This window comes from Pseudomonas sp. 50_B (assembly GCF_017491625.1).
GTDB lineage: Bacteria > Pseudomonadota > Gammaproteobacteria > Pseudomonadales > Pseudomonadaceae > Aquipseudomonas > Aquipseudomonas danubii.
In genome coordinates this window covers 211,867-232,137 of the sequence record NZ_JAFGYX010000012.1, presented here as the reverse complement: position 1 = coordinate 232,137, position 20,271 = coordinate 211,867, and the positions used below count along the sequence as shown (strand labels likewise).

General features: G+C 63.7%; 22 protein-coding genes. 11 read left to right on the top strand and 11 right to left on the bottom strand.

What is annotated here, in order from left to right; all coding sequences use genetic code 11:
* Positions 1 to 1,900, top strand: a 1,900-nt coding sequence (locus J5M73_RS18900) for an alkaline phosphatase D family protein (protein ID WP_207815977.1), incomplete at its 5' end; no start/stop codon positions are given.
* A gap of 52 nt (positions 1,901 to 1,952) precedes the next feature.
* Complete coding sequence (locus tag J5M73_RS18895; RefSeq protein WP_180988507.1) at positions 1,953 to 2,315, top strand: hypothetical protein; 363 nt, start codon at positions 1,953 to 1,955, stop codon at positions 2,313 to 2,315.
* Positions 2,316 to 2,324: 9 nt separating this feature from the next.
* Here the strand turns inward: J5M73_RS18895 and J5M73_RS18890 are convergent, their stop codons facing one another.
* The 4 genes from J5M73_RS18890 to vapB form a co-directional block, all read right to left on the bottom strand.
* Positions 2,325 to 2,894 carry a hypothetical protein gene (locus tag J5M73_RS18890; RefSeq protein ID WP_102860371.1) on the bottom strand — a complete coding sequence of 190 codons (570 nt, stop codon included), beginning with the start codon at positions 2,892 to 2,894 and terminating at the stop codon, positions 2,325 to 2,327.
* A gap of 136 nt (positions 2,895 to 3,030) precedes the next feature.
* The gene (locus J5M73_RS18885) at positions 3,031 to 5,079 is read right to left on the bottom strand and encodes a c-type cytochrome (protein ID WP_102860370.1); all 2,049 of its coding nucleotides are present in this window, start codon (positions 5,077 to 5,079) and stop codon (positions 3,031 to 3,033) included.
* A 470-nt stretch (positions 5,080 to 5,549) separates the two neighbouring features.
* Positions 5,550 to 5,948: a tRNA(fMet)-specific endonuclease VapC gene (gene vapC / locus J5M73_RS18870; protein ID WP_102860369.1), complete on the bottom strand. Its 399-nt coding sequence runs from the start codon at positions 5,946 to 5,948 to the stop codon at positions 5,550 to 5,552.
* Entirely contained in the window at positions 5,948 to 6,181 is a 234-nt protein-coding gene (gene vapB / locus J5M73_RS18865; protein ID WP_102860368.1) for a type II toxin-antitoxin system VapB family antitoxin, read from the bottom strand. Before vapB ends, vapC begins: the two co-directional genes overlap by 1 nt.
* 228 nt (positions 6,182 to 6,409) lie before the next feature.
* On the opposite strand from vapB, the gene J5M73_RS18860 reads away from it, so the two are divergent.
* A complete protein-coding gene (locus J5M73_RS18860) occupies positions 6,410 to 6,568 on the top strand; it encodes a hypothetical protein (protein WP_242553885.1) in 159 nt (52 codons plus the stop codon).
* A gap of 120 nt (positions 6,569 to 6,688) precedes the next feature.
* Positions 6,689 to 7,936 carry an aspartate aminotransferase family protein gene (locus J5M73_RS18855; protein ID WP_102860367.1) on the top strand — a complete coding sequence of 416 codons (1,248 nt, stop codon included), beginning with the start codon at positions 6,689 to 6,691 and terminating at the stop codon, positions 7,934 to 7,936.
* Positions 7,937 to 7,960: 24 nt separating this feature from the next.
* Here the strand turns inward: J5M73_RS18855 and J5M73_RS18850 are convergent, their stop codons facing one another.
* The 3 genes from J5M73_RS18850 to J5M73_RS18840 all read right to left on the bottom strand — a co-directional run bounded on the left by J5M73_RS18850 (position 7,961) and on the right by J5M73_RS18840 (position 9,944).
* On the bottom strand, positions 7,961 to 8,545 hold the full coding sequence (locus tag J5M73_RS18850) for a hypothetical protein (protein ID WP_102860366.1): 585 nt from the start codon (positions 8,543 to 8,545) through the stop codon (positions 7,961 to 7,963).
* Positions 8,546 to 8,549: 4 nt separating this feature from the next.
* The gene (locus J5M73_RS18845; protein ID WP_180988506.1) at positions 8,550 to 8,990 is read right to left on the bottom strand and encodes a DUF3592 domain-containing protein; all 441 of its coding nucleotides are present in this window, start codon (positions 8,988 to 8,990) and stop codon (positions 8,550 to 8,552) included.
* Between the two features lie 123 nt (positions 8,991 to 9,113).
* Positions 9,114 to 9,944 (bottom strand): amidohydrolase family protein, encoded by an 831-nt coding sequence (locus J5M73_RS18840; protein ID WP_102860364.1) that lies wholly within the window; start codon positions 9,942 to 9,944, stop codon positions 9,114 to 9,116.
* Positions 9,945 to 10,096: 152 nt separating this feature from the next.
* Here J5M73_RS18840 and J5M73_RS18835 point away from each other — a divergent pair, with 152 nt between their 5' ends.
* Together J5M73_RS18835 and J5M73_RS18830 are read left to right on the top strand one after the other, a co-directional pair.
* The gene (locus J5M73_RS18835; RefSeq protein ID WP_102860363.1) at positions 10,097 to 10,723 is read left to right on the top strand and encodes an SMI1/KNR4 family protein; all 627 of its coding nucleotides are present in this window, start codon (positions 10,097 to 10,099) and stop codon (positions 10,721 to 10,723) included.
* A 78-nt stretch (positions 10,724 to 10,801) separates the two neighbouring features.
* Positions 10,802 to 11,671: a DUF4087 domain-containing protein gene (locus J5M73_RS18830; RefSeq protein ID WP_102860362.1), complete on the top strand. Its 870-nt coding sequence runs from the start codon at positions 10,802 to 10,804 to the stop codon at positions 11,669 to 11,671.
* Here the strand turns inward: J5M73_RS18830 and J5M73_RS18825 are convergent.
* The 4 genes from J5M73_RS18825 to J5M73_RS18810 all read right to left on the bottom strand — a co-directional run bounded on the left by J5M73_RS18825 (position 11,668) and on the right by J5M73_RS18810 (position 15,722).
* Positions 11,668 to 12,465 (bottom strand): GNAT family N-acetyltransferase, encoded by a 798-nt coding sequence (locus J5M73_RS18825; protein WP_102860361.1) that lies wholly within the window; start codon positions 12,463 to 12,465, stop codon positions 11,668 to 11,670. The genes J5M73_RS18830 and J5M73_RS18825 overlap by 4 nt on opposite strands.
* Position 12,466: 1 nt before the next feature.
* Positions 12,467 to 12,943: an HIT family protein gene (locus J5M73_RS18820; RefSeq protein WP_102860360.1), complete on the bottom strand. Its 477-nt coding sequence runs from the start codon at positions 12,941 to 12,943 to the stop codon at positions 12,467 to 12,469.
* 126 nt (positions 12,944 to 13,069) lie between these two features.
* Positions 13,070 to 14,677, bottom strand: a complete 1,608-nt coding sequence (locus tag J5M73_RS18815; RefSeq protein ID WP_102860359.1) for a 5-guanidino-2-oxopentanoate decarboxylase — start codon at positions 14,675 to 14,677, stop codon at positions 13,070 to 13,072.
* Positions 14,678 to 14,801: 124 nt separating this feature from the next.
* Positions 14,802 to 15,722 carry a LysR substrate-binding domain-containing protein gene (locus J5M73_RS18810; protein ID WP_053159989.1) on the bottom strand — a complete coding sequence of 307 codons (921 nt, stop codon included), beginning with the start codon at positions 15,720 to 15,722 and terminating at the stop codon, positions 14,802 to 14,804.
* A gap of 224 nt (positions 15,723 to 15,946) precedes the next feature.
* On the opposite strand from J5M73_RS18810, the gene J5M73_RS18805 reads away from it, so the two are divergent.
* From J5M73_RS18805 to J5M73_RS18785, 5 genes are read left to right on the top strand one after another with little or no spacing between them, the layout of a single operon-like run.
* A complete protein-coding gene (locus tag J5M73_RS18805; protein WP_102860358.1) occupies positions 15,947 to 16,741 on the top strand; it encodes an ATP-binding cassette domain-containing protein in 795 nt (264 codons plus the stop codon).
* A gap of 49 nt (positions 16,742 to 16,790) precedes the next feature.
* Positions 16,791 to 17,564, top strand: a complete 774-nt coding sequence (locus tag J5M73_RS18800) for a transporter substrate-binding domain-containing protein (RefSeq protein WP_102860357.1) — start codon at positions 16,791 to 16,793, stop codon at positions 17,562 to 17,564.
* Between the two features lie 51 nt (positions 17,565 to 17,615).
* Positions 17,616 to 18,329 carry an ABC transporter permease subunit gene (locus J5M73_RS18795; protein WP_047305985.1) on the top strand — a complete coding sequence of 238 codons (714 nt, stop codon included), beginning with the start codon at positions 17,616 to 17,618 and terminating at the stop codon, positions 18,327 to 18,329.
* 9 nt (positions 18,330 to 18,338) lie between these two features.
* A complete protein-coding gene (locus J5M73_RS18790) occupies positions 18,339 to 19,043 on the top strand; it encodes an ABC transporter permease subunit (RefSeq protein ID WP_102860356.1) in 705 nt (234 codons plus the stop codon).
* 43 nt (positions 19,044 to 19,086) lie between these two features.
* Complete coding sequence (locus J5M73_RS18785; RefSeq protein ID WP_102860355.1) at positions 19,087 to 20,268, top strand: aminotransferase class I/II-fold pyridoxal phosphate-dependent enzyme; 1,182 nt, start codon at positions 19,087 to 19,089, stop codon at positions 20,266 to 20,268.
* Positions 20,269 to 20,271 lie beyond the last annotated feature (3 nt).

Here is a 20,271-nt window from a genome sequence, read left to right as displayed (position 1 = left end):
GCCCCCCGTTCTTGCCGGCCCGCTGCTGCGCCGCCTGGAGCCAACGCGGCTGGTGCTGTGGCTGGTGGGTTCAAGGGCGTTGCCGCTGACCCTGCGCCTGCACCCCACGGGCGGCCCGGCCCTGGAACTGGCCCTCGATCAGCAGCAATGCCAGGTCATCCCCGTCGGGCGCCAGGCCTTTATCCATCTGATCGATGTGCCGCTGGACGACGCCCTGCCCCAGGACGTGACGATTGCCTATGACCTCTTGATCAACGACGCCGAGGACGGCGCCCGATCCATTGCCGACTGGGCGCCGCACCTGCTGTATGGCGATGCCAGGACTCCGGAGTTCGTGCTCCACAGCCGCATCGACAACCTGCTCCACGGCTCCTGCCGCAAGCCCCATCACCCGTCCACTGATGGCCTGCTCTGCGTCGATCGTCTGCTGGCGCAACAGCCCGAGCCCGCACAGCGCCCCGCCTTGTTGATGATGACCGGCGACCAGGTGTATGCCGACGATGTGGCCGGCCCCATGTTGCGGGCAGTTCACGCCCTGATCGAGCGCCTCGGGCTGTTCGATGAAGAGTTGGAGGGCGCGGTGGTAGCCGACAGTCAGGCGCTGTACCGCCATGGCGCCAGCTACTACCAGCGGGCCGAATTGCTCCCGGCGCTGAAGAGCAATGAAACCCTGCGCGAGCGGTTTTTCGGCGGGGTGAAAAAGCCGATCTTCACCAGCAGCAATGCCGACAACCACCTGGTGACCTTCGCCGAGGTGCTGGCCATGTACCTGCTGGTGTGGTCACCCGTGCCCTGGACCCTGATCGCGCCCAAGCCACCGCAACTGACGCCGGAACAGCAAACGCGCTACACCCGGGAACAGCAGCGCATCGATGATTTTGTCCAGGGCCTGGAGGGTGCCGCGCGGGTCTTCGCCCACCTGTCGTGCCTGATGATCTTCGACGACCACGACATCACCGACGACTGGAACCTCAGCGCCCAGTGGGAAGAAACCGCCTACGGTCATCCCTTCTCCAAACGCATCATCGGCAACGCGCTGCTGGCTTACATGCTGTGCCAGGGCTGGGGCAACAACCCGGACGCCTTCACCCAACTGCTGGACCACACCCGCGCCTTGAGTGCCACGCCACAAGGCCCGAAACACCTGCTGCAACGTCAGGCCCAGGACGATTTGATCGACCAGTTGCTGCGTTTTGCGCAGTGGCAGTACGTCTTGCCCAGCACCCCGGCCCTGGTGGTGCTGGACACCCGCACCCGGCGCTGGCGCAGCGAGTCAAACCTGGGCCAGCCCTCGGGCCTGCTGGACTGGGAGGCCCTGTGCGAACTGCAACACGAACTGCTGGATCACCCCTCGGCGATCATCGTTTCACCGGCGCCGATCTTCGGGGTCAAGCTGATCGAGACGGTGCAGAAAGTCTTCAGTTGGAGCGGTTACCCGCTGCTGGTGGACGCGGAAAACTGGATGGCCCATCGCGGTTCGGCCCAGGTGATCCTGAACATCTTCCGCCACTCGCGAACCCCGGGCAGCTACGTGATTCTCTCCGGCGATGTGCACTATTCCTTCGTCTACGAAGTGCTGATCCGTCACCGCCAGGGCGGCCCGCGCATCTGGCAGATCACCAGCAGCGGCATCAAGAACGAATTCCCCGACACCCTGCTGGAATGGTTCGACCGCCTCAACCGCTGGCTTTACTCGCCGCGCTCGCCGTTGAACTGGTTCACCAAGCGCCGGCGAATGAAGGTGATACCCCACGTGCCCGAGCATGCCGAAGCCGGGGAGCGGCTGTGGAATTCGTCGGGGATCGGCCAGGTGTTTTTCAATCAGCAGGGCCAGCCGGTGACCATCCTCCAGCACAATGCCAATGGCGCGGCGCCAACCCGGATGATCGCCCCAAGATAGAATCCGCCACCGCGCCAGCCAGATCCCCGAAAGCCCAAGGAAGGAGCACCGCGTGTCATCAGAGATCACCCCGCAACAGCGGGACGATATTCGCTACGTGTTATCCGACGCCTTTGTGGACAACGAGGTGGACTACGCCTACATCGCCCGCGAAACCCAGGCTTATGGCCGGGCTGAGGTGGAGCGCATTCTCTACGAAGAGGTGGCGCCGGTGTGCTACATCAACCTGATGGCAGTGATCCCGGAAATCTGGATGGGCTTTGCTCGCGAGCCCTTGCTGGAGGAGATCGAGGCAAGCCTGGCGCTTCGGCGCAGCAACCGCTGGCAGGCGTTTCGCGTGCGCTTGTTCATCCGTTGGATCCGCTTTCGCGGGGCCTATATCTGGGAGGAAATCTGCAAGCACTATGCGCCCTAGGTTCGAGCCCTAACGCCCATCAGCGCTGCAGTAATCGGTAGGCCGCAGCGCCACCCGTTCCGGCAGCATTTCGCCCTGTGCGTCGATCTTGCGCAGCATCGCTGTGCACATCTGGTCCTGGAGAAAGACCATCTGATAGGTCGCACCGGCCTCAGGCACGAAGGTCACGCTTTGTTCGCAGACAAAGCGGTAGTCCTTATCCATACCGGGCTCGGTGTTGTAGAACATGAAGGCGAACGGACGATTGGCCGGGATCTTCAGCTCGTTGGCGCCAAAGCCTTCCTGACGGCGCATGCGGTCGGTGGCGGCCGTCATGGGAATGCCCAGGTTGCGGAAGTTGGGATTGGCAATACCACGATGGGGGCGAACCATCAGCCCGGAGCTCGGTTTGCGCCAGTCGATGCAATCGCTGTAGGGCACGCCACGCACCAGCCCCTGGGCGACGATGCGGATCAGCGCGGTGTCACCGGCATCGGCCGGCACCCGGTAGCTCACGGTGGTGGCTTTGAGGGTGGAGACAAAGGTACAGCCGCCGAGCCCCAGTGACAGGCTCAGCAACAGGATCGAATACAGCCGCATGATTCATCCTTGATGGGACCGCCAGCGAAGGCTGAGGCAAAGGATGGCGATCTTACCTCGACGCCAGGGAGCGTCGGCAGATTTTTCTGCGGGGCCTGTAGCCGCGGCTCAAGGCGGCGGCTACAGGGTCAAGCCCTCAGTAACGAGCGTCCACCGGACGGCCACCGTTGGGCCAGTCCTTGACCTTGTCCGGGAAGTCCGGACGCGGTTGGTGGGAGAAATACTCGGCCACGTCCAGGGCTTCCTGATCCGAGAGGCCACCCTGGCCCAGGGGGAATTTCTCGTGGAAGCCAATCGGCATGTTGCGTTTGACGAAGGCCGCCGCGGTGTAGGTGCGGGCCATGCCGGCGCCGATGTTGAAGGATTGATCGCCCCACAACGGCGGGAAGATCAGGCTGCCGTCGGCCCGTTTCAGACCTTCGCCGTCGGCGCCGTGGCACACCGCGCATTGCTTGGCATAGACCTGCTTGCCATTGTCGGCGTCAGGCTTGAGGGCCGGGTCGATCTTGCCCACGCCGCGCCCGGCCACCTTGTCTTCGGGACGAGTGTTCATCTTCATCCACTCGAAGTAGGCCACCATGGCTTGCATGTCGGCGCCGTTCACCGGCAGCGGCTTGCCGTGCATGGAACGGCGGAAGCAGCCGTTGATGCGCTCTTCCAGGGTGATGGTCTTGCCCGCCCGCGGCGCGTAGCCGGGGAAGAACGCCGAGACACCGACAAAGGGAGAACCGTCAGCCACGGTGCCGGCGTTGAGGTGGCAACTGGTGCAGTTCAGCGAGTTGCCGACGTTGTCCGGCAACAGGGCCTTGGTTTCCAGATGCAGGCGCATGCCACGCACCACTTGCTCGGCATTCGGCGCCGCCAGCAGATTGGCCAGGCGCGGGGTTTCGAACAGAGTGCTTTCCACTTGCGGGCTCAGTTGCGCACGCATCTTTTTCACTTGTTCGGCGCTGATGGCCGAGCCGTTGTTGCCCCAACTGCTGCGGATAAAACTGAGGATTTCGGCAATCTCGCCGTCCGCCAGCTGGGCGAACCCGGGCATGGTGTAGACCCGCGGATGAGCGGCGGTCTGCGCGGTCTGCCAGCCGGTCAGGGTGATGTGCAGCAGGGAGGTCGGGTTGGCCGAAGCAACGCTGGGGTTGCCCGCCAGGGACGGGAACATCTGCGGCACGCCGGCGCCGTCCTGGCGGTGACAGTCGGAACAGAATTGCGCGTAGCCCAGGCCGCCACGGGAGGTGAACAGGTTGTTCGGCGGGGCCGCCGGGGTCAGGGCCACCGAAGACATGGGCAGGTCATCCTTGCCGGCCGGCAGGGACTTGAGGTACGCGGCGATGGCGGTCAGGTCGGCGTCGGTGAAGTGCTGAGTGCTGTGGTGGATCACGTCGGCCATGTTGCCGGACACCGTGGCGAAGCGGTTCTGCCCGGTCTTGAGCAGTTGCACCGTGTCTTCCACGGTCCACAGGTTGCGCAGGCTCAGGGCCCGCCACTCTTCCACCGTCTCACCGGCCAGGTAGTGCTGGCCGCCGGACTCGGTGTCGCTCATGGCCTTCTCCTGGAAGGCAATGCCCCGTGGCGTATGGCAGGAACCGCAGTGCCCCAACCCCTGGACCAGGTAGGCGCCGCGATTGAGCTGCTCGTCCTTGGTCGGATCGGGCTTGAACGGCTGCTTGTCGACGAAGGCCAGGTTCCAGAACCACAGGCCCCAGCGCTGGTTGAAGGGGAAGCCCATGTCGGCTTCCAGATTGCCCTGGGCCACCGGTTCCACGCCGTGCATCAGGTAGGCGTAGAGAGCGCGCATGTCCTCTTCGGTCATCTTGGCGTAGGACGGATAGGGCATGGCCGGGTAAAGATGGCTGCCGTCGGGGGTTACGCCTTCGCGCATGGCGCGATCGAACTCTTCAAAACTGTAGCGGCCGATACCGGTGTTTTTATCCGGGGTGATGTTGCTGGAGTAGATGGTGCCCATGGGCGTCTTCAGTTCCAGGCCACCGGCCATGGTGGCACCGCCCTTGGCGGTGTGACAGGCAATGCAGTCACCCAGCTGGGCCACGTACAGGCCACGCTGGATCAGCTCGGAATCGGGTGGGGTAACCGCCGTTGCCGGGATCGGCTCACTGGCTTGCAGAGGGGGTACGCAGAGCAACGCAGCGCCTAGCAGGCACAGGCGCGACAGAGAAAAAGCCATCAGGTTATTCCTTTAAAATCTGCCTGGGGTGGTCCCCTCGGCCGATATCCACAAAGGTTTTTATTGGTTATCCCGACCTTCACGGTGCAGGCCAGGGGCTCGATACCTCGTGAGTCCGAGCCTGATGCCCTTGTATCGGATTTTTCTGAAAGCCCTGTTGATATGGATCATGGCGCCCTAGGCAATGTCCTGTATGCCGGCCCAGGTGGCGCTTTTACTCGCTGGTTTCCACCCCCAGTCCCGCCGCTTGCCAATCGGTGAATCCCTGCTCCAGACGCCGCACCTTGAAGCCCTTGGCGCGTTTCTGTGACAGCACGCAATAGGGGCCGCAGCGAACAAGATGCCCAAACCGAATGTGGTCCGGCTGCGCAGCCTGATTGCGCATTCGGTGTTCGGGTTGTATGGCGCGGGGATGTTCTGGGTGAAGTTACTGGGGCAGGCTGCGTGACCGGCTATTCAGTCAATGTCGACTAGACCCAATCCTCAACCCGCAAGCCAGGAACACGTTCAAATTCCCGAAGGTTGTTGGTAATCAGCGTCAACCCCAAAGATCGAGCGTGGCCAGCTATCAATTGATCGTAAGGACCTATCTGCTTGCCCTGTCGGGCCAGCTCAGCATGCAACTGGCCGCTGTGGATGGCGGCGACATCGTCATAATCAAGCACCTGCAACCGCGCCACAAAACTCTCGACGCGGCTGAGATTCCTTTCGGGGATGGCAGATTTTTCCGCACCGTAAATCAGCTCCATCAAGGTGATGGTGCTGATGCACAAACGCCCCTGATGACGCCTGAACGCGTCGCGAACCTGTTCAGGTTTGTTCTTGATGGTAAAGATGCAGATATTGGTATCCAGCATGTACTTGAGCATCAGAACTCCTCACGCACTTGCTCGGCTGGCTGGTCCCGTTCATTCATGAAGTCAGCGCTTACACGGTCGTCCTCGTCGAACCAACTGTCCCAGGACTCCCCCGCCGGGGTAATGATACGGGTGCGACCAATCGCGACGATGTCTACCCGTGTGACATCATCCGGCAGCGCCACAGCTTTAGGCATGCGAATGGCCTGGCTGCGATTACTTTTGAACACAGAGCCGGTTTCCATGGAGTCACCTGTTGAATAGGCCAAAGGTGCAATGAGTCTAGTGAGACAAAGGGATATGTCAAAGGCATATCCCTCACAAGACTTTGCTGCCCCTCAGTTGTGCGAGAAAAAAGGGCACTCAAGCCAGGATGAGCACTCGAAGTCATGGCGGACTTCATAGACAGAACAGCGATCACCATGCTCGAACACCTCGACCTCAATGCCCTGATCGCCGCCTCCGGCTAATGAGTGATCTTTATCGGCTGCCTGCTGGAAGGCGAAACCGTGCTGATCCTCGGCGACCTGAAACCCTATCGCCTGCCGATCTTCCTCGGGGTGCTAGCACTGGTGGCCCTGGCGGCGCTGGTGCGGCATCTGCTCAACCAGTGCAAGGTGCAACAGGAGTGAGATAGAGGCCGCAGCACATCGGGAATTTTCATACTGACCCGACGACTTTATTTCGTTTGTCCCGGCCCCCCGGCCCCGGCTTAGATAACGGCTCGTTTCCGGCACCCAGAGCCCGCATCCATGAGCCACGAGAACATCAGCCGTTCGCTTTCCACCGTCCACCCGATCCGCCTCAGCCACGGGCGCAACGCCGAAGTCTGGGACAGCGACGGCAAGCGCTACATCGACTTTGTCGGCGGTATCGGCGTGCTCAACCTTGGGCATTGCCATCCGCGGATCGTCGCGGCCATCCAGCAGCAGGCCACCCGACTCACCCACTACGCCTTCAACGCCGCACACCACGAGCCCTACATCGAGCTCATGCAGCGCCTGGCGGACTTCATCCCGGTGAGTTACCCGGTCAGCGGCATGCTTACCAACAGCGGCGCCGAGGCCGCGGAAAATGCCCTGAAGATCGTGCGCGCAGCCACCGGGCGCAGTGCGGTCATCGCCTTCGACGGCGGCTTTCACGGGCGCACCCTGGCTACCCTCAACCTCAACGGCAAGGTAGCGCCCTACAAGCAGAAGGTCGGCCTGCTGCCGGGGCCGGTGTATCACCTGCCCTACCCCAGCGCCGACAACGGCGTCAGCTGCGACGAAACCCTGAAGGCCATGCAGCGTCTGTTCAGTGTGGAAATCGATGTCGAGGAAGTGGCCTGTTTCATCCTCGAACCGGTGCAGGGCGAAGGCGGCTTCCTGGCCCTGGACGCCACCTTCGCCCAGGCGTTACGCAGCTTCTGTGACGAACACGGAATACTGCTGATCGCCGATGAAATCCAGTCCGGCTTCGGCCGCACCGGGCAGCGTTTCGCCTTCTCACGGCTGGGCATCGAGCCCGACCTGATCCTGCTGGGCAAGAGCATTGGCGGTGGGCTTCCGCTGGGCGCGGTGGTAGGTCGCAGGGAGTTGCTGGACGTGCTGCCCAAGGGCGGCCTGGGCGGCACCTATTCCGGCAACCCGATTGCTTGCGCGGCCGCTCTTGCCACCCTGGAGGAAATGACCGATGCACATCTGCAAGCCTGGGGCGAACGCCAGGAACAGGCCATCGTGCAACGTTATGAGGGCTGGAAAGCCGATCGGCTGAGCCCGTATCTGGGACGCTTGACCGGCGTCGGCGCGATGCGCGGCATCGAGTTGGTCAATGCCCAGGGCGAGCCGGCGCCGGAACAGTTGAGCGCCCTGCTCGGCAACGCCCGGGAGGCCGGGCTGCTGCTGATGCCCAGCGGCAAGTCGCGGCACATCATTCGCCTGCTGGCGCCCTTGACCACCGAGCCTGAAATCTTCGAGGAGGGCCTGGATATTCTCCAGGAGTGCCTGGCGCGCCTGTGATTCCCGGCGCGCCTCAGGGCGAGGCTAGAACAGGTAGCCCATGTAGGTGGCAATGCCGCCACCGGCCTGTGGTCCGACGTTCATACCCGCCATGACCACGGCGCCCTTGGCCGAACGCAGCAACTGCTCGTTGACCTTGATCGAAGCCATCATGGTCGCCGGGTTGCTTCCCAAAACGACCGCCAGGGCCAGTAGCTTGGGGTCCAGGCCGAACAGCAGGGCCGTGGCCGAACCGCCCACCACCAGTCCGCCACCGACTTCGGTATAGAAACACGGCCCGGTGATGTCGTCCTCGGTCAGGTCCCGGCTGCGAAGGGCATCGCTGACAAAGACCTTGCCGGTGCTGGGAAAAGCCTCCGCCGCACCGGCACCACTGACGCTCTTGCCCTTGACCTGGATATTGACCTTGCCGAAACGCGGCAGGCGTCCACCAAAGCCGGCGCCTACCCCCAGACCGCCGTAGCGATAGCTGACGTCCTTGCCCTGGGGCGAACGCAGGGTGATCGATCCACCACCGCCGGCCACGAGGGCGATGGTCAGGCCGCCACCGCTGGCGGTCTGGTAGAGCCATTTACTTTCGTTGACCGGAATCGGAATGCTGAGGTTCATGGGGTCAAAGTCCTTTTGCTTTTTGTGCGGCTCTTCCGCGCTGGCTGATGACACCCACCAAGCCGGCCAGGGTGAATACCAAACCGATCAGGCCCAGCACACCGGGAGTGCCCCAGAGTGCCGCCGGGTCATCGATGACCGCGCTGTTGGCCGGCCGCTCAGGCTGGTAGTACACCCGCACGGGCTGATCCTTCTGGTAGCCGAAGATAAAGCCGCCCTGGGGGTAGGAAATTTTCTCACCGCTGCCGGTGGTAAAGGCGATCTCGGGGTGCGAACCACCGGCGTTCAGGTCGCTGACGACACCGTCGGCGGTCTGGGCGCTGGCAATGAATTCGCGACGATCGAGGGTGAGATTGACAGCAATGGCCAACAGGCCAATGCCGATCAGAACAAACAGCAGACCCTGGAGGATCTTGCCGAGGCGTGACGGGGTGGAGTTAGCCATGGGCTGTCTCGATATTCGTCCGTGAAAGAGGGAGGCCACGATAGCAAGAAACCTACCCCCAGAAAAACCGCCGCAGCGGCGTTCAGGCGCCCAGGAGTTCCGCTTGAGCGCCGCTGCCAGCGCTTACAAACCGAATACCCGACGGGCATTGCCCTGGAGGAATTTGTCCGCAATGGCCGGCGGAAGTTCCAGGGCTCGCACCTGTTCCAGGCATTTTTTCAGCGACAGCTGGGGGAAGTTGCTGCCGAACAACACCTTGTCCTGGCCATAAGTGCGCATGAAGTGCAGCAACTGCGGGGGGTAATAGGCCGGCAGGTAGGCGGAGGTATCGATGTGGATGTTGTCGTGTTTCCAGGCCAGGCCGATCATCTCGTCGGTCCAGGGATGCCCGATGTGTCCCCCAACAATCACCAGTTCGGGAAAATCCAGAGCCACCTCGTCCAGGTACGGCACGGGCCGTCCGGTTTCCGAGGGCATCAGCGGCCCCGTATGACCGACTTGGGTACAAAAGGGAATGCCCAATTCGATGCACTTCACATACAGCGGGTAATACCAGCGGTGATTGGGCGGCAGTTTCCATAACCAGGGCACGATGCGCAGAGCCTTGCAGCCCAGTTCCTTGACGGCTCGCTCCAACTCGGCCACCGCCGCCACGGGCCGGCTCAGGTCCACCGTAGCCACGCCGACGAAACGTTCGGGAAAGGCCCGGGTATAAGCCGCAATCTCATCGTTGCTGAACACCCAGCCCTCGGGCCGGCACCAGGCCGAGAGCATGAGTTTCTCCACCCCAGCCTGATCCATCAGTTCCACGGTCTGTTCAATGCTCAGGGCCTGGTCGAGCAAATGCGCGGACCCGGACTTCTCGAACAACCGCGCCACTTCCGGCAACAGCGCACGGGCACGGCCGTTGGCCGGCTGCGCCCACGCATCGATGGCTGCGAGTTTCAAGGTCATTGGGCGGTCCTCCCTGATGTATTCATGATCGAAACCACAGGCTAGATCCGGACCTTGCCGCCAACAATGTCCGCAGCGCTCATCAGGCTTGACCCATGTGTTCAAGCCATGGATAAAGCTTTCCCCTTTTCGCCCCCTCGCAAGGACGCTCCATGACCGATCAAACCACCCCCGAACAATGGCCACCCGCCGGCTGCCCGCCCCTGGCCTGGCCGGATCTGCCTGATCAAGCCGCGCGGCTGAGCTGGTACCTGGCGGTCATCGGTGCCTACGGCGCGCTGTGGGAAGGGCACGTCAACGAGCCTGAATTAACCCCTGTCAGCGAAGAAGCGCTGGTGGCCCTTGAGCAGCGACTGGGCTGTACCTTGCCGCCCTCTCTGCGCGACTATCATCGGCAGTTGGGGGTCCTGTCCCTGGCGGAGATCCTTTGCAGCGTAGGCCCCGGCCATACCCCGATCCAGCCTCTGCTGGAGGCCTACCCTGGCATTGTCGATATCCCCGAGAGCGATCTGGACCTGACACTGGCGCACCAGCTGGTTGCCTTTGGCGACTACCTGGGCAACGGCAACCTGTTCTGTTTCCACCGGGACAGCGGCGCGGTCTACTACTTCGATCACGACACCGGCGTAGCGCTGACACGCTTCTTCGACTCCCCCGAGGAGTACCTGGATGCGCTGATGCTGCTGTGCCTGGCCGAGGTGTACGAGGACGACGACGGCGCCGAAGCGCTGATCAGCCAGCGTTACGGCGACGACTTGGTGCGCAAGTGGCGCTACTGAAGAACAAGGACCTCGATCTCTACTAACGCCAATGCCGGCGCACAATCTGCGGTTCTTAACCCCGAACAAGGATGCTCCATGTTTCAGCGTGCCCTGATCTGCACACTCCTGACACTGATTGCCTTACCTGCCAGCGCCGCTCCGGCCAAGGTCGAACGCCGATGCGGCTGGTTCGAGAACCCGACCCCGGCCAACGCCACCCTGACCGACCGCGACGGCGTCTGGGAAATTGCCAGCCAGGGCGGTTATCAGGCCGAAGGCGACTGGCCCACCTTCAACGACCAGCAATGGGTACGCACCAACAATCATTACGGCTACGGTTGTGCCTGTGTCAGCGCCAGCGCTGATCCACGGACTCATCGCCTCGACCAGTTGCACAAGGCCCAGGCCCGCCCGCTGTCCGCCTGTCGCAACGATCCCAGGCTGTACGAACCCTTGCGGGAGGAAGACGGGATACCGGTATTGCCCGAGGATTCGCCACGCTTCAACGGACCGGGATTCAGCCTGCAGTACCCCAAAGGCTGGAAGCTTAGCCAGACGCAGAACTGCCTCACCCTAGACCATCCGGAAAAACGCCCAAACGAGGAGTACACCCTGCACCTGTGCCTGCGGCAGGGCAGCCTGGAACAGGCCGCCGAAGAGCTGTTTTTCTATCAGGAAAACGGCGTCTGGATGCGCAGCGCCGGAAGGGATGCGCCCAGCCCGGTGCAGGACATCTCAGGCCCCGGCTGGAAAGGCTTGCGGGCCTATCAAACCTGCGGCATCAGCGATGGGGACACCGGCTTTCACGCCTATGGTGGCACCTGCCTGATGGCGTTGCTCGACAGTGGTCGGCGTCAGGTGGTGGCTGACAGCGTGGGGTTCTTCCAGGACTTCGCGACCCTGAACGCGATCCTGCACTCGATCCGCTTCGACCCGCTGCCAGCGGCGCAACAGAACCCGCACTAAGGCACGGCCCGATACAGGGTTTGCAGGTGGGACAGGCGCAAGCCGTAGTGCTCCAGGTTGCGCCGGCTTTGCGAGTTCACCAGGGCGGTGGCCGCCACACTCTGGGCGCCGAGGGCGGCGGCCTGCTGCAAGCGATGGGCGATCAGGGCCCGGTGATAGCCCTGGCCCCGGGCGGCCTTGGTGGTAAAGGCAGTGCCCAGGTAGGCCACACCATTGTCGGCGACGAATAGCGCCGCACCGGCCACCGCTACGCCCTGGTCCCGAAGCAGGTACAGATGCCCACGTCCATCGTTGAGCAAGCCGCCGAAGGCTGCCTGGTTGACTGGCCGGGCGGCCGCAGGGGTATTGAAGCCTTCGCGGTGCAGAGCACAGAAGCTTTCCAGGGTCGAGGCGAGCACCGGCTCGATATCCAGCGCCGAAGGCGGCGCCACCAGTTCGTCCACCGAGGCGAACAGCTGTCCGTGGGTCCAGCCCCTGAGGCGCTGCAGCTGCTGCCCCTCCAGCTCCAGAGTGGGTGCCACCTTGGCTGACTCGGCGATCAAGGCGATCGCCGGGGCGTAAGCCACGCAGGTCTGTAGCAGATCGGCAAGATTGCGGGCTTGTTGCGCACTGTCGCCGTGCACCCGGTTCATCATCGGACTGGGATTGCCGCCCACGACAAAGGCTCCGCCATCCTGATCACCATAGAGCTGCGCCTGATAAGGGTTTCCCGGCAAACTCGCCACGCCCTGGACCCGGGCCCGCAGGTATTGGTGCTCTGCGTATTCAAGCGCCAGGGCGCGGCGGCGTTCCATATCAGCGACCGCCCATCGGGGTTTCACTGACCCAGGGCACGCGCACTTGTTCGGCGATGCTGGCAGCCTGCTGCTGCAGGACCTCGAGTTTGGCGCGACGCCCAAACAACCCGCTGAAGTGCAGCAGCAGGCGCCCGGTAAAGCCCAGGGCATCGCCACGCTTGCGCGGGATCAGGTGCAGATGGGCATGGGGGATGTGCTGGTTGGTGGCCCGACCATCATTGACCAGCAGGTGGGTGCCTTCGACGCCGTAGCCGGCACGCCGCTGCGCGGCCAGCAATCCATCGAACACCTGATACAGATGCTGACGGACAAAACCGGGCAATTGATCGAGCTTTTCCACGTGGGGCTGGGGAATCAGCAGCACATGGCCACGCCCCAGCGGATGCACGTCCATGAAGGCCATGCAGTGTTCATCGCGGTAAACCACGGCCGCTGGCAGGATGCCGGCGACGATCTGACAGAAAATGCAGTTCATCCATGAATCCTCAAGTGACAAGGTGCGTCCTGGCGGGCTACGTCAATGTAACCCACCTTATCCCTTGAAGGCCTGTCCCTTGAAGACTCATTCTTAGAGAGCCCGTCCGCAGAACAGGCCCGCAGATCAGTCCAGAGCCAGATAGGCGCCGGCGTCGACCTCGATCATCACCGGCTGGCGAATATCCCTGAGGCTCTGCAGCAGTTCCTGCAACTGCGCCGGGGTGTCGGCGCGATGGTGCGCCACATGGAAGCTCTGGGCCATGGCCCGGAAGTCCGGGGTGAGGATGTCCACCCCCAGCGGCGCGATGTCCCGGGCCTGCATGTAGTCGCGGATCTCGCCGTAGCACTGGTTGTTCCACACCAGCAGGATCACGCCGATCTGCGCTTCCTTGGCGGCGATCAGTTCGCTGCTGGCGAACTGCAAGCCGCCGTCCCCCACCAACGCCACCACCGGACGCTCGGGCTGTGCCAGCTTGGCGCCCATGGCCGCCGGCAGGCCGTAGCCCAGGGTGCCGTAACCGCTGCCGGCGTTGAACCAGCTGGCCGGGGCCGGTGCCTGGTAGCCGCAGGCGCCCTGGTACACCGGTTGAGTCGAGTCGCCCACCAGGATCGGGCTGCCCAGGGTGTCGCGCAGCAGGTCGAGCAAGCCCTGCAAGCCTTGTTGCTTGGGCGTCCAGCCGGTGCGTTCGGCCTGGTTCACGCGCTGGACGCTGTCCAGCGCCCAACGACCGCGAGCGCTGGGTGGCGCCACTTTGCCAAGCAAGGCTTGCAAGCCTTCCAGGGCATCGCCCACCAGGCCTACATGGGCCCGCTGCACGCCCATGACCTGCATCGGGTCGATGTCCAGGCGGATCAACGAGCCTTTGAAACGCAGCGGGCCCAGGCCAAAGAAGTCGTAGTCGGTTTCCCCCAGTTCGGTGCCCACGGCCAGCACCACGTCGGCCTCATCGATCAGCGCCCGGCCATGGGCCGACGACTGCACGCCGTCGAGCAGCAACGGATGGCCACAGGGCAGCAAGCCGCGGGCGTTGGTGGTCAGGGCCACCGGCGCTTGCAGGCGTTCGGCCAATTGCCGCAGGACTTCGGCGCAACCGCGGGCGCCGCCGCCGGCCAGGATCAGCGGCCGGTGGGCACTGTTGAGCAAGGTCGCGGCCGCTTCGATCGAGGCTCCGGCCGGGGCCGGAGCACCGGGCAGGCTGCGGGGCATGAGGTTGAGGTCGGTGGCGGGCATGTCCAGCACATCCAGGGGAATCTCGATGTGCACCGGCCGTGGTCGCGCGCACTTGAACACGGCAAAGGCCCGGGCCAGGAGCTCCGGCAGTTCCGCAGGCGATTGCAGGGTATGACTGAAGGCGCAGACCCCGGCCACCATCGCCCGCTGGTCCGGCAGTTCATGCAGGTGGCCATGGCCCAGGCGCAGGTGCTCGCGACGGTTGACCGTGGAAATCACCAGCATCGGCACCGAATCGGCGTAGGCCTGGCCCATGGCGGTGAGGATGTTGGTCATCCCCGGACCGGTGATGATGAAGCACACTCCCGGCTTGCCGCTGGCCCGGGCATAACCGTCGGCCATGAACCCGGCGCCCTGTTCATGCCGCGGGCTGACATGGCGCAGGCGGCTGCCATGCAGGCCGCGATACAGCTCGACGGTGTGCACGCCGGGAATCCCGAACACCGTGTCCACGCCATAACCTTCCAGCAAACGAACCAGGGACTGGGCACAGGTGGTCATCGACTACTCCTCTTGTTCTTATGCGTCCGGACGACACCCTGCGCCCGGCTGATGTCGAGGGACATTAGTCGCTGCACCCGAGGGGCAACAATCGAAAAAAATCGCCGCGATTGCTCAATAAAATTCACGCTTTGCCATTGCGCCGGGGTTCCGGGTGCAGGCGGGTGATGCCCTGCAACTGCGACTTGACCCATTCGCTGAAGGCCAGCACCACCGGGCGCTCGGCCTTGAGCAGGTCGGCCACCAGGTAGTAACCGCGGTTGGATTCGATTTCGGTGCCGAAGGGCTGCACCAGTTGCCCCCGAGCCAGGGCCTCGCCGCTGATCAGGTTGTCGCCCATGGCGATGCCCTGGCCGGCGATGCAGGCCGACTGCACGAAGTGCGCGTCGGCAAACACGATGCCCCGGCGCACATCGACATTCGGCGCCCCGGCCGCCGCCAGCCAGACCCGCCAATCGGAGTAGTCGATCATGTGCAGGAGCAAGGCGTGATCGAGCCCGTCGAGGGTTTTCAAACCGCCCATGGCATTGACCAGGCTCGGGCTGCACACCGGGAAATAGCGCAGGGAGACGATCTTCTGCACATGCTGGTTGGGCCAGTCGCCCATGCCGTAGGCGACGAACAGATCGACGCTGCTGTCGCTGGTGTCGCCCGGGGTGCGGGGTGAAACCAGCTGCAATTCGACCTGGGGATACAGCGCCTGGAACTCGGCGATATGGGTGCACAACCAATAGGTGGCGAACCCCGGCGGGCTGCTGATGCACAGCCGCCCGCTGACCTGCTGGCCGTCGGAGCGCTGGCCGGCCTCGAGGATATTGGCCAGCAGCAGGTGAATGTCCCGGGCATAGCGCTCGCCCTGGTAGGTGATGCGAATGCTGCGGCCCTGGCGCTCGGTCAGGGCAAACCCCAGGGTCTGCTCCAGGCTCTTGATCTGGTGGCTGATGGCGCTGGGGGTCAGGTTCAGCTCATTGGCGGCTTCGGCGACACTGCCCAGGCGGGCCACCGCGTCCAGCGCGCGCAGAGCGGTCATGGAGGGATAACGCATACCGATCAGGCCTCGACTGCAAAAAACGAGTGCCAGCACCATAGCCGCAATCGCGATCCGGCAATAGCCTTGCCCGTCGCCGAAAAAATCCCCGACTGCTGAAAAAAATTACCGCATCGGGCTAAAAATGCTCGATTGACCCCAGGCCATCGATGGCTAATTCTCCAGCCCTACCCTGTGCCGGGTACTGCCCGGCCATCGCACAATAACAAGAGGGTCGACCCTTGCAATCGCAGCCCAACTCCGTCAATCCCGTGGTGGCGATCGATGATCTGCACAAGAGCTACGCCGATCACCACGTGCTCAAGGGCATTGCCCTGCGCGCCAATGAAGGTGAAGTGGTGTCGCTGATCGGCTCCAGCGGCTCGGGCAAAAGCACCCTGCTGCGCTGCATCAACCTGCTGGAAATTCCCTGCAGCGGCAGCTTGCGCATCAATGGCGAAGAGGTGCGCATCAAGACCGATCGCGCCGGCAACCCTCAGGTCGCCGACCCGGCCCAGGTGGCACGCCTGCGCACCCAACTGAGCATGGTGTTCCAGAGCTTCAACCTGTGGCCCCATCGCACCGTGCTGGAAAACGTCATCGAGGCGCCGGTGTATGTCCTCGGTGAAGATCGCAAGGATGCCATCGCCCACGCCGAGCACCTGCTGGAAAAAGTCGGCCTGGCCAACAAACGTGACACCTTCCCGTCCTTTCTCTCCGGTGGCCAGCAGCAGCGTGTGGCCATCGCCCGAGCCCTGGCCATGCGCCCCCAGGTACTGCTGATGGACGAACCGACCTCGGCCCTGGACCCGGAACTGGTGGGCGAAGTGCTCAAGGTCATCCAGGGCATCGCCGAGGAAGGCCGCACCATGATCCTGGTGACCCACGAAATGGCCTTCGCCCGGGATGTGTCGAGCAAGGTGATGTTCCTTCACCAGGGGCTGGTGGAAGAGGAAGGTCCGCCGCAGCAAGTGTTCCTCAACCCGGTCAGCGAACGCTGCCGGCAATTCGTCATGGCCCAGGAAAACCGCGTCTGACGTCCCGCTTCAATCCTTGAAAACAACAACTTCGATAAAGGGTAAAGCCATGAAAAACCTGCTCAAGGTGCTCGCCACCGGTTGCCTGTTCAGCGCATTGGCCAGCCACGCCGTGGCCGCCGACAAGATCGTCTTCGGCATCGCCCTGGAACCCTACCCGCCGTTCTCGATGAAAAGCGGCAACGGCAACTGGAGCGGCTTCGAGCCGGAGCTGATCAAGGCCCTGTGCGAACGCATGCAGGCCCAGTGCCCGCTCAAGGAAGTGGCCTGGGACGGGCTGATTCCGGCCCTGCAATCGAGCCAGATCGACGCCATCCTTAATTCCCTGAGCATCACCGAGGAGCGCGAGAAGGTCATCGATTTCTCCGCGCCTTACTACCAGACTCCGGCCATGTGGGTCGCCGACCAGAGCCTGGAGCTTGCGACCACTCCCGAAGGCCTCAAGGGCAAGCTGATCGGCGTGCAGGGTTCGACCTCCAACGCCACCTTCGCCAAGACCTACTACGGCAAGACCTCGACCCTGCGCTACTACACCACCCAGGACGACATGATCGCCGACCTGCAGAGCGGGCGCATCGACGTGATGCTGGCCGACGCCCTGACCATCGAGCCGATCCTCAAGACCGCGGCCGGTGCTGGCCTCGCGGACAAGGGCTTGGCGCCGAAAGACCCGCTGTTCGGCTCGGGCATCGGCGTCGGCCTGCGCAAGGGCGACAGCGCCCTGCAACAGCGGATCAACACCGCCCTGGCCTCGCTCAAGGCCGACGGCACCTACGACAAGATCCGCAGCCGCTACTTCAGCGTCGACATCTCTGCCAACTAAGCCGTCCGGCGCGCCCGTTTGCGCGGGCCGCCGGCGTTGACTGGATACGTCATGATTTCTCTGTCCGACCTTTCCCAACTGTTCGTCGCCGACGGCTGGCTCGGTGCCCTGGCCCAGGGCGCGCTGGTGTCCCTGCAGATTTCCGCCGGGGCCTTCGTCCTCGGCCTGGGCATCGGCCTGCTGGTGGCGATGATCAAGCTCAAGGGCCCGCGCTGGCTGGTGAAACTGGCCAACGTCTACACCACCCTGTACCGGGCCATGCCCGAGCTGCTGCTGATTCTGCTGCTGTACTACGCCGGCACTGACCTGTTGAACATGGCCATGGCCGCCATGGACCGTCCGAGTGTCACGGTCAACGGCTTTATCGCGGCGGTACTGGTGCTGGGGATTGTCCAGGGCGCCTATTCGGCGGAGATCATCCGCGGCGCGATCCAGGCCATTCCCCACGGCCAGATCGAAGCGGCGCGAGCCTACGGCATCGAGCGCTGGCTGCTGGTGCGGCGCATCCTGCTGCCGAGCATGCTGCCCTACGCCATGGCCGGGCTGTCGAACCTGTGGCTGGTACTGGTCAAGGACAGCGCGCTGATCAGCATCGTCGGTTACAGCGAACTGCTTTCAGTCGGCAAACAGGCGGCCGGTTCCACCAAGCACTACCTGGTGTTCTACCTGGCGGTCGCGGCTTTCTACTTCGTCATCACCCTGGTGTCCGGCAGCCTGTTCCGTGTGCTCGAGCGTCGCACCAACCGCTGGCTGCCCCAGCACTAGGAGACTCGAATGGACTTTTCCTGGATCAACGGTTTTTCCACAGAGCTGCTGCGCGGCCTGGGCATCACCCTCAAGCTCCTGCTGCTGAGCGGAATCTGCGGCTTTGCCCTGGCGGTGGTGGTGGGCCTGGGCCGGGCGTCGCGCAACCCTCTGATTCGCGCACCGATGCAGTTCTATATCAGCGTATTCCGCGGTACGCCGCTGCTGGTGCAGATCTACATCCTCTATTACGGAGTCGGCAGCCTGTTCGCCGCCTACCCGCCGATTCGCGGCAGCTTTCTCTGGCCCTACCTGCGTGAAGGTTTCTGGTACGTGGCCCTGGCCCTGACCCTGAGTGTCGGCGCCTATGTCGGTGAAGTGCTGCGCGGTGGCCTGCGGGCCGTGCCTCGGGGCGAACTGGAAGCCGCCCGCGCCTACGGCATGGGTTACTGGCTGACCCTGCGCCGGGTGTGGCTGCCCCGTGCCCTGGAGCTGGTGCGCCCGACCCTGGTGGGCGAATGCGTGCTGCTGCTCAAGGCCACGGCGCTGGCGTCCACCGTGGCGGTCACTGATTTGCTCGGCGCCGCCAACCTGGTGCGCGCCCAAACCCTGAAGGTCTACGAGCCACTGCTGGCGGTGGCGCTGATCTACATCATCCTGGCCTTCGCCATTGAGCATCTGTGCGCACGCCTGGGCAACCCCGAACGAAACCGGGCCCCCCAGCGTCAGGCCTGAACCCATTGATTGCACGGGCAACCAAGCCCGTGAGGAGAACAACATGCGTTACTCACCTTTCGTTCAGCGCATCAGCGGCGAATCCGTCAGCGCCTGGGATATTCACTACGCAGCCATCGAGGCTCGGGGGCGCGGCGAGGACGTCATCGTCCTCAGCGTCGGTGATCCGGACTTCGCTACCGATGCGCGCATCAGCGCCGCCGCCAGCGCTGCCCTGGAGCAAGGCGACACCCATTACACCCATGTCCTGGGTCGCCCGGCCCTACGCGAAGCGATTGCCGCCAAGCAGCGGCGCCTGCTGGGCATCGATGTCAGTGCCGATAACGTGGCCCTGGTGGCGGGTGCACAGAACGGTCTGTTCGCCACCTGCCTGTGCCTGTTCGGCAGTGGCGACGAAGTGCTGGTGCCCGAGCCCATGTACCTGACCTACGAGGCGTGCGTGCATGCCTCCGGGGCGCAGATCGCCTGCGTCCAGCAGCCGGCGGCCAACGGCTTCCGCCTGACCGCCGCCGCGCTGGAAGCGGCGCTGACCGACAAGACCCGGGGCATCGCCCTGGCCACCCCGTGCAACCCCACCGGCAACGTCTACAGCCGCGAAGAGCTGGAAGCGGTGGCCGAAGTGGCGCGCAAGCATGACCTGTGGGTGATCTCCGACGAGGTCTACGGGCAACTGACCTATGACCGCGAACACCTGAGCATCGCCTCAATGCCAGGCATGGCCGAGCGCACGGTGATCCTCAACAGCCTGTCGAAAACCCACGCCATGACCGGCTGGCGCGTGGGCTGGGTGATCGCCCCGCCGGCCCTGGTCGGGCACCTGGACAACCTGCTGCTGTGCATGCTCTACGGCCTGCCCGGGTTTATCCAGGAAGCCGCGCTCAAGGCCCTGGAGCTGGATGAAGAAGTGATCGGCAGCGCCCGCGAGGTCTATCGCCGGCGCCGCGACCTGGTGGTGGCCGGGCTCAAGTCGGTGCACCTGCTCGATTGCCGCGAGCCCGAGGCCGGGATGTTCATGCTGGTGGACGTGCGTCGCACCGGGCTGTCGAGCATGGATTTCGCCTGGCAGCTGTTCCGCGCCACCGGGGTCTCGGTGCTCGACGCCCAGGCCTTTGGCGCCAGCGCCGAGGGCTTCGTGCGGATCTCCTTCACCGTCGCCGACGAGGTGCTCAAGGACGCCTGCCAGCGCATCGCCGGCTTTGTCGAAACCCTGGGCGCACAACGCTAAACA